At 65.0% G+C, this 8,791-nt stretch carries 5 protein-coding genes; 2 read left to right on the top strand and 3 right to left on the bottom strand.

The window, feature by feature from the left end; all coding sequences use genetic code 11:
* On the bottom strand, nt 1-258 hold a 258-nt coding region (locus tag VN047_RS11860), incomplete at its 3' end, for a penicillin acylase family protein (protein ID WP_325542921.1).
* A 155-nt stretch (nt 259-413) separates the two neighbouring features.
* Here VN047_RS11860 and VN047_RS11855 point away from each other — a divergent pair.
* Both VN047_RS11855 and clpB read left to right on the top strand, forming a co-directional pair.
* Nucleotides 414-1,982, top strand: coding sequence for a leucyl aminopeptidase (locus VN047_RS11855; RefSeq protein ID WP_325542919.1), 1,569 nt, complete (start codon nt 414-416; stop codon nt 1,980-1,982).
* Between the two features lie 160 nt (nt 1,983-2,142).
* Complete coding sequence (gene clpB / locus VN047_RS11850) at nt 2,143-4,722, top strand: ATP-dependent chaperone ClpB (RefSeq protein WP_325542917.1); 2,580 nt, start codon at nt 2,143-2,145, stop codon at nt 4,720-4,722.
* A 95-nt stretch (nt 4,723-4,817) separates the two neighbouring features.
* Here clpB and VN047_RS11845 read toward each other — a convergent pair whose 3' ends face one another.
* The gene (locus VN047_RS11845; RefSeq protein ID WP_325542915.1) at nt 4,818-7,715 is read right to left on the bottom strand and encodes a TonB-dependent receptor domain-containing protein; all 2,898 of its coding nucleotides are present in this window, start codon (nt 7,713-7,715) and stop codon (nt 4,818-4,820) included.
* 268 nt (nt 7,716-7,983) lie between these two features.
* Nucleotides 7,984-8,791, bottom strand: an 808-nt coding sequence (locus VN047_RS11840; RefSeq protein ID WP_325542913.1) for a M23 family metallopeptidase, incomplete at its 5' end; no start/stop codon positions are given.

Here is an 8,791-nt window from a genome sequence, read left to right as displayed (position 1 = left end):
GCCGCGCGTCATCGCAAGCACTTCCTGCAAGGTCGAGAAATCATCCTCCGCGTGCGCGTAGGCAACGCCATAAGCGACATCGGCGTCGGTCTTGCCGAAGATATGCGGCACACCGAATTTGTCGCGCGCAATCCGAACGTCGGTGGGCTTGAAGGCGGGCGCGGCGGGCGCTTCGGCGGTCAGCGGCTCCCAGAGCGCGAGCGAGGCGGCGGTGAGCACCAGCAGCAGCAGGAATCCCAGCAAAATCCGTCGCAGCATCTCTGGTCCTCTTCGCACCTGGTCCGGCGCATCTGTGGCGGCCATGTCGTCCGATGGCAAGCGACTGTCGTTCGTCGAGCCGGATTTGCGGGCAAGCGGTGTGCCGCTATGCATGGGTCAGGTCATTGAACAACGGGGATTATCGAACCATGCGCATGAAAAGCCTGCTCCTTTCCGCTTGCCTGTCGCTCACCCTCGCGCCCGTCGCGGAGGCGCAGACTACCGCCGGATCGGGCGTCGTTCCGGCAACCGTCGGCAATAGTGCCGAGCGCGCGATCGGCTTTGCACCCAACGCTCCGGCAGGCGCTGCGCTCGTCATCGTGATGACCGACGCCGCCCTGCCGCCGCTCGACGGAATCGCGCTGGGCGCTGCCGAGCGCACGGCGATCACCGCCGCGATCGCTGCAGCGAGCTTCGACGGTAAGGCGGGCACGACATTATCGCTGCGCGGTATCGGCGCGTACCCGCGCATCCTGCTCGTCGGCGCGGGTGCCACCCCCTCTTCGCTCGCGCTCGCCGAAGCGGGCGGCAAGGCCGCGCAGGAACTCAAGAGCGAAGCGCAGCCGGTGGCGATCGCGGGTGCCTTCGGCGACGTTTCGGCCGCCGATGTCGCCTATGGCTTCGCGCTCGGCCAATATCGCTTCGACCGTTACAAGACCGTCGACAAAAAGGCGCCGCCGACGGGCGCGGTGACGTTTGTCGGCGCCAATCCGTCGGGCGCCGAAGCCGCCTTTACGAGCCGCTGGAAGCCGCTTGCCGAAGGCGTGCGCCTGTCGCGCGACCTCGCCAACGAGCCCGCGAACGTCATCTATCCCGAAAGCTTCGTCACGCGCGTGCGCGAGGCGTTCGGCAATACACCGGGTGTCAGCATCGAAGTGCTCGACGAAGCGGCGATGCGCAAGCTCGGCATGGGAACGATCGTCGGCGTCGGTCAGGGCAGTCCGCGCGGATCGCGCCTGCTGCTCGTGCGCTATCGCGGCGCCAACGCACCCGACGCACCCACCGCGTTCGTCGGCAAGGGAATCACCTTCGATTCGGGCGGCCTGTCGCTGAAACCCGGCGCCGGAATGGGCAATATGAAGGGCGATATGTCGGGCGCCGCATCGGTGATGGGCGCGGTTGTCTCGCTCGCCAAATCGCGCGCACCGGTGCATGTCGTCGGGGTCGCGGCGCTCGCCGAGAATATGCCCGACGGCAATGCGCAGCGTCCGGGCGACGTGACCCGCACCATGTCGGGCAAGACGATCGAGATGGTCAACGCCGACGCCGAAGGGCGCCTCGTCCTTGCCGATGCCAATGAATATGTCGCCAAAGCCTATCGGCCCAGCGCGATCGTCAACATCGCGACGCTCACCGGTGCGGTCGTCGGCGCGCTCGACAACAGCTATGCGGGCCTCTTCGCGCGCGACGAGGCGCTCGCGGCGCGCCTGATCGCCGCCGGCACCGCGAGCGGCGAGGAATTGTGGCGCCTGCCGCTCCACAAGGATTATGCCGAGCGGATGAAGTCGGACATCGCCGACATCCGCAACTCCGCGACCGGGCAGGGACCGGGCGCGAGCCTCGGCGCGCATTTCATCGGCTTCTTCGTCGACGAGGCGACGCCGTGGGCGCATCTCGACATCGCCGGGGTCAACCGCTCCGAAAAGGCGACCTCGCTCGTCCCCAAGGGAATGACGGGCTTCGGCGTGCGGCTGCTCGACCAGCTTGCGCGTAGCGGGGAGTGACGCCCTCATTCCCGTTCGTGTCGAGCGAAGTCGAGACACCGTGAAGGCGTGTGCCACGATGGGCATCGCGACTTCGCTCGATGCGAACGGAACTGGTAGCAAGCCCCTTGTGTTGCCAAATAGCAACACTATCTTGCTCGGCAAGAAAGGGGCTTTCTGAATGAACCTCGAAAAATTTACCGACCGCGCCAAAGGCTTCCTGCAGGCGGCGCAGACGATCGCGATCCGCATGAACCACCAGCGGATCTCGCCCGAGCATATCGCCAAGGCGCTGCTCGAAGACAATGAAGGCATGGCCGCGGGCCTGATCGCGAAGAGCGGCGGCGACGCAAAGCGCGCGGTCGCCGGCATCGACGCGCTGCTTGCCAAGGTCCCCGCCGTGTCGGGATCGGGCGCGCAGCAAACGCCGGGGCTCGATAATGACGCGGTCCGCCTGCTCGATCAGGCGGAGCAAGTGGCGACCAAGGCGGGTGACGGCTATGTCACCGTCGAACGGCTCCTCCTCGCGATGGTGCTTTCGGCCACTACCCCGGTCGGCAAGGCGTTCGCCGATGCCGGCGTGAAGGCCGACGCGCTCAACGCTGCGATCAACGAATTGCGCGGCGGCCGATCGGCCGACACCGCGAGCAGCGAAGACCGCTACGAAGCGCTCAAGAAATTCGCCCGCGACCTCACCGAAGTCGCACGCGAGGGCAAGCTCGACCCCGTGATCGGCCGCGACGAGGAAATCCGCCGCACGATCCAGATCCTGGCCCGCCGCACCAAGAACAACCCGGTGCTGATCGGCGAACCCGGCGTCGGCAAGACCGCGATCGCCGAGGGCCTTGCGCTGCGCATCACCAACGGCGACGTCCCCGACAGTTTGAAGGACCGCCGCCTCCTCTCGCTCGACATGGGCGCGCTGATCGCGGGCGCCAAATATCGCGGCGAGTTCGAGGAGCGCCTCAAGGGCGTGCTCGACGATGTGAAGGCGGCCGAGGGCGAGATCATCCTGTTCATCGACGAGATGCACACGCTCGTCGGCGCCGGCAAGGGCGAGGGCGCGATGGACGCGTCGAACCTGCTCAAGCCCGCGCTCGCACGCGGCGAGCTCCATTGCATCGGCGCAACGACGCTCGACGAATATCGCAAGCATGTCGAAAAGGACCCAGCGCTCCAGCGGCGTTTCCAGCCGGTCTTCGTCGGCGAGCCGACGGTCGAGGATTCGATCTCGATCCTGCGCGGCATCAAGGAGAAATACGAGCTGCACCACGGCATGCGGATCACCGACGGCGCGATCGTCGCCGCGGCGACGCTGTCGAACCGCTATATCTCCGACCGCTTCCTGCCCGACAAGGCGATCGACCTGATGGACGAGGCCGCAAGCCGCATCCGCATGGAGGTCGAATCGAAGCCCGAGGAGATCGAGACGCTTGATCGCCGCATCATTCAGATGAAGATCGAGGAGTCGGCGCTCGGCAAGGAAAGCGATGCCGCGTCGAAGGACCGACTGGCCGCTCTTCAGGCCGAGCTTGCGAACCTCGAACAGCAGTCGGCGGGGCTCACCCAGAAATGGCAGGCCGAAAAGGACAAGATCCACGCCGAGGCGAAGATCAAGGAAGAGCTCGACGCCGCGCGTTCGGCTCTCGATCAGGCGCAGCGCGCCGGCGACCTCGCGAAGGCGGGCGAGCTAAGCTATGGCACCATTCCCGGCCTCGAAAGGCGGCTCGAGGAGGCACAGGCCACCGCGGGCAATGCGATGCTGCGCGAAGAGGTTACCGCCGACGATATCGCCGCGGTCGTGAGCAAATGGACCGGAATCCCCGTCGACCGGATGATGGAGGGTGAGCGCGAGAAGCTGCTGGGGATGGAAAGCACGCTCGCCCAGCGCGTGATCGGCCAGGACGAAGCGGTTCGCGCCGTATCGACCGCGGTCCGCCGTGCGCGCGCCGGCCTGCAGGATCCGAACCGCCCGCTCGGCTCGTTTCTTTTCCTCGGCCCCACCGGGGTCGGCAAGACCGAGCTTACCAAGGCGCTCGCGCGTTTCCTGTTCGATGACGACAATGCGATGGTCCGCATCGACATGTCCGAATTCATGGAGAAGCATAGCGTCGCGCGGCTTGTCGGCGCACCCCCGGGCTATGTCGGCTATGAAGAGGGTGGCACGCTCACCGAAGCGGTGCGCCGCCGGCCCTATCAGGTGGTGCTGTTCGACGAGGTCGAGAAAGCTCACGCCGACGTCTTTAACATCCTGCTACAGGTGCTCGACGACGGGCGCCTCACCGATGGACAGGGGCGCACGGTCGACTTCACCAACACGCTGATCATCCTGACGTCGAATCTTGGCAGCCAGGCGATCGCGGCGCTTCCCGACGATGCACCGGTCGAACAGGCCGAGCCCGCCGTAATGGAAGTCGTGCGCGCGCATTTCCGGCCCGAGTTCCTGAACCGGCTCGACGAGATCGTGCTCTTCAACCGGCTGGCACAGCAGCATATGGGCGGTATCGTCGATATTCAGGTCGCGCGCGTCCAGAAGCTGCTCGCCGACCGCAAGGTCACGCTCGACCTTACCGACGCGGCGCGCGCCTGGCTCGGGCGGGTCGGTTATGATCCCGTTTATGGAGCACGGCCGCTGAAGCGCGCGGTGCAGAAATATCTGCAGGACCCGCTCGCCGACCTGATCCTGAAGGGCGAAGTCAGAGATGGATCGACGATCAGGGTCGACGAAGGCGACGGGGGGCTCAAGCTGGGCGCCGTCTGAACGACGCGCGCAAGGCATAAAGCCGAAGGGGTACAAACAAGAAGGGCCGGAGCTTTCGCTCCGGCCCTTCTCTTTTCGTTTCTATCCGAAAAGGATCAGAAGCGCAGCTTGCCGCTGACGAAGAACGAACGGCCCATCACGTCATAGACGTTCGGGAAAGTGTTCGTCTGTTCGCCGCTACCGCCATTCTGGGCGGAAGCTGCCAGCGGCGGCGTCTTGTCGAAGGCGTTGTTGACGCCTGCAGTCAGGGTGAAGTTATCCCCGGCTTCGAACTGCGCCGCGAAGTCGATGTAGTTACGCGCACCCAGGTTTTCGAAGAAGTACAGCGTATCATCGTCATCGTCGCGCACCTTGCTGAGATAGCGCCATGCTGCCGACAGGGTGAGCGGTCCGTTCATGAAGGTCGCACGAGCAGTGTGCTTCCACTTCGGCGTCGGCTGGCCGCAGGCGTTGCCGAAGCGGCCGGCGCATTCGTTGACCAGCGGCACACCCACGATCGGCGTGAAGTCATACTTCAGCAGACGCGAGCCATTGAACGCCAGAGCGATACGGCTGTCTTCGCCGATCGCGAAGTTATAGCCGAAGCCGACGTCGATGCCGTCGGTTTTCAGACCGCCCGAGTTGAGGTTCGTATCGAGGATACGGTCGACCTCACCCAGTTCGTTGCGGCCGAAAGCATCGCAATACTCCGTGACGCCATTGAGATAGCAAGCGTCGAAGAGGTTCGCCTGGCCCAGACGCGAGATGTAGCCGTCGATCTTGATGTTATAGTAATCGACAGTCGCCTGGAAACCGGGAAGCATGCTCGGCGTGAAGACCGCGCCAACCGTCCAGGTCTTCGACTTTTCTTCGCGCAGATTCGAATTGCCGATGATGGTCGTCGGCGGATTCACGAGATCCGAATCGGCCAGATCCGGGTCGCCCAGCCGGCCGACGGGAACGCCGTTGGCAAGGCAAGCTTCACGCAACGGACCCGCGGCGATGGCACCAGCCGTCGCGCAAGGATCCGACGCGCCGTCGAAGCTGACGGTTTGACCGAGGAACAGTTCGTTGACGTTCGGACCGCGGATGGCCTTCTGATACTGGCCGCGGATGCCGACACCGTCGACCGGTTCCCAGAGACCGCCGGCCGACCAGGTGAAGACGTTGCCGACGGCATTCGAATAGTTCGAATAACGCGCCGCACCGTTCAGCTCCAGGCGATGCGCGAACGGCTGATCCGCGAGCAGCGGCACGTTCACTTCGGCGAAGAATTCGGTCACGCTGTAACCGCCCGACGTCGGAGCGCCCGGGTTGAAGCCCGCGACGTTACCCGAAGCCAGATTCTGGTCGGGATCGGTCCGGCCGTTTTCGCTGCGCCATTCGGCACCGACCGCGATACCAACGCCGCCCGCGCCGAGGTCGAACAGTTCGCTGTTCGTGAAGGCGACACTCGCAACCTGCGTCGTATATTCTTCGATGTTGGTCGCGCCGAGGGCCAGATAGCCGGCCGCATCGCTGTCGAGATTGCCTTCACCGAAGAGGTTGGCCGGCACGCACGAAGCCACGCCGTTGGCGCAGACCAGGTTGCCGCCGCCAGGCACGCCGGCGAAGGGGGTGCCGCTGAGTGCGCCCGTGACCGGATCCTGGAACGCCGTGGTGATCGCACCCAGGAAGTTGGCGAGGTTGACGTTGCCGGTCTGGCGCTGGGTGTTCTTCGTACGGGCGTACATATAGTAGCCGTCGTAGTTCCAGCCGCCGCCGATGTCGCCCTTCATACCGCCAAGGACGCGGAAGGCATTGCGTTCGTCGACCTGCGTGCGCGGACCGATGCCCGTCGTACGGAAGCCGTAGTTCGCGGTGGTGATATAGCCGTCACCATCGGTGTCCAGCGAACGGAACAGCGTCTGCGTCGCGGGAGCGAGGAAGGGCGAATTGACGTGCAGCCGGAGCGGGCCCAGCGCGCGCGCGTCGGCGCCCGTACCGATGGGCGTTCCGTTGCTGATCGGGGTCGCCGCCAGCTCGCCGGTCACCCGGTTGTTGATGAACGTGCCCTGGAGGTAAGGCTGGAACGCTTCGGAGATTTCGTAGCGAGCCATGGTCGTGACCAGGAAGCGTTCCTGCGGAACCTGCAGGAAGTTCACCGGCGCATAATTGTACGAGTCAGTCGCCGCGTCATAGGGCGTGATCGAACCGTCGGCGCCAAAATCGTAGTTGGTGCCACCCACGACAACACGCCCCTGCGGCACCGAGCCCGAGCCACCGAAGAAGGAGACGGGGTTGCCATCGTCATCGACGGTTTCCGACAGGGCGTTGCGCGAGAAGCCACGTGCGCCGGCATAAACCGCCTTGCGCTTGAAGTAGCCGACGTGCGTCACGATGTTACCGCGACCATCGTCGAAGTTCGCACCGATCGTGCCGTTCAGATCCCATTCCGCACCGTCGCCGCGGCTCGAAATGCCGTAACGCGAGTTGAGTTCGACGCCTTCGAAGTCCTGCTTCATGACGAAGTTGACGACGCCGGCGATGGCGTCCGAACCGTACACGGCCGAACGGCCGCCGGTGACGACGTCAACGCGCTCGATCAGCGCCGACGGAATGGTGTTGAGGTCGACGACCTGCGTGGTGTCGAACGACACATAACGGCGGCCGTCGACGAGCACCAGCGTGCGGCCGGTGCCGAGGTTGCGGAGGTTCACCGTGGCGACGCCGCCGCCCGGATTGTTGTCGGCGCCGCTGGTCGAACCGGTCACCTGCGGCATCGCGTTCAGGACGTTTTCGACGTTGGTCGCGCCACGGAGAGCGAACTCTTCCGAACGCACAACCGAAATGGGGCTTGCCTGCTCAACCTCGGGACGCGCGATACGCGAACCGGTGACGACAATGGTCTCGCCGGAATCGGCGCTATCGTCGGCGGAAACATCCTGCGCGACGGCGGGAGCCGAAATCAGCGCGATGCCCAGGACGAGCGGAGCAGCGCCAATCTTCAGCTTGGAATAATGGGTTTTCTTCACAGTGCAGTCCCTTGCTACTGGTGGATTGAACTACCTGGGCCCCTGTTGCAGCAGCGCATAGCCGACACCACAAACACCCCGATAGCGTGCGGGATGACCCTTCGTTCAAGGCGAGTAAAGGAAATTTCCGGCGCAATCCGCCGTTTCACGGAGCATTGTGACGTATTTGCAACAACCCGGAGAATCCACGAAATACAATATGCTGCAACGCCGCATTCACGAAATTTTGTTTCACTGGATACGAAATCAGCCCGACCCGCCCAAACGGTTACCCCCCCATCGGCCCGGCAAGCTTGCCGGGATCGAGACGCGCATCGCGCCATTTCAGTCCCCAATGCATGTGCGGCCCCGTCGCGCGGCCGGTCCGGCCAACCGTCCCCAGCCTTTGCCCTTGCGTCACCCGGTCGCCGACCTTCACATCGAGCCGCTGGCAATGGAGGAACGCGCTGCTGAGGCCCATTCCATGATCGACGATCAGCAGATTGCCTTCGAGCGTGAAGGGCGCGTCCGCCGCGAGCACGACCACCCCGTCGGCGGGCGCTACGAAAGGCGTGCCCGCGGGCACCGCGACATCGGTCCCGCTGTGATAGCTGCCAGGCTTGCCCTGATAGACGCGCTGCGATCCGAAAAAACCCGAGAAGCGCCCGGTCACCGGCCAGCGGAACGCCTGCCGCCAGCCGTCCGATTCGACCGCCATATCGCGCGCGGCTGCAATCCGGGCGAGCTCGGCGGGGCGCCGGCGCTCGAAATCGGCGTCGCTCGAAGCGCTGCCGCGGTACGGCGCGTTGATATGTTCGAGCCGCCAGCGGCCCGCGGCAACCGGAATGAAGCGCTCGACCACACGCCCGTCGGCCAGCGTCGCGGCAAGCCGCGCGGTGGCTCCCGCGTCACGGTCGAACGCGATCAGGAAACCGCCGTCGCCGGCGACCCGAACCGGCTTGCCGTCGAGCGTGAGTGTTCGTGTATCGTCGGGCACCTTGCCGACCATCACCGCACCCTGTTCGGCGAGGCCTGCCAGCGTGAAGTCGGCGCGGACGGGCGCACGCGGGGAAGCGGGAACGGAGACCGGTGCGGAA

This window comes from Sphingopyxis sp. (assembly GCF_035565275.1).
Taxonomy (GTDB): Bacteria; Pseudomonadota; Alphaproteobacteria; order Sphingomonadales; family Sphingomonadaceae; genus Sphingopyxis.
The sequence above is the reverse complement of the archived record's forward strand: the minus strand, read 5'-3'. Positions and strand labels throughout refer to the sequence as shown.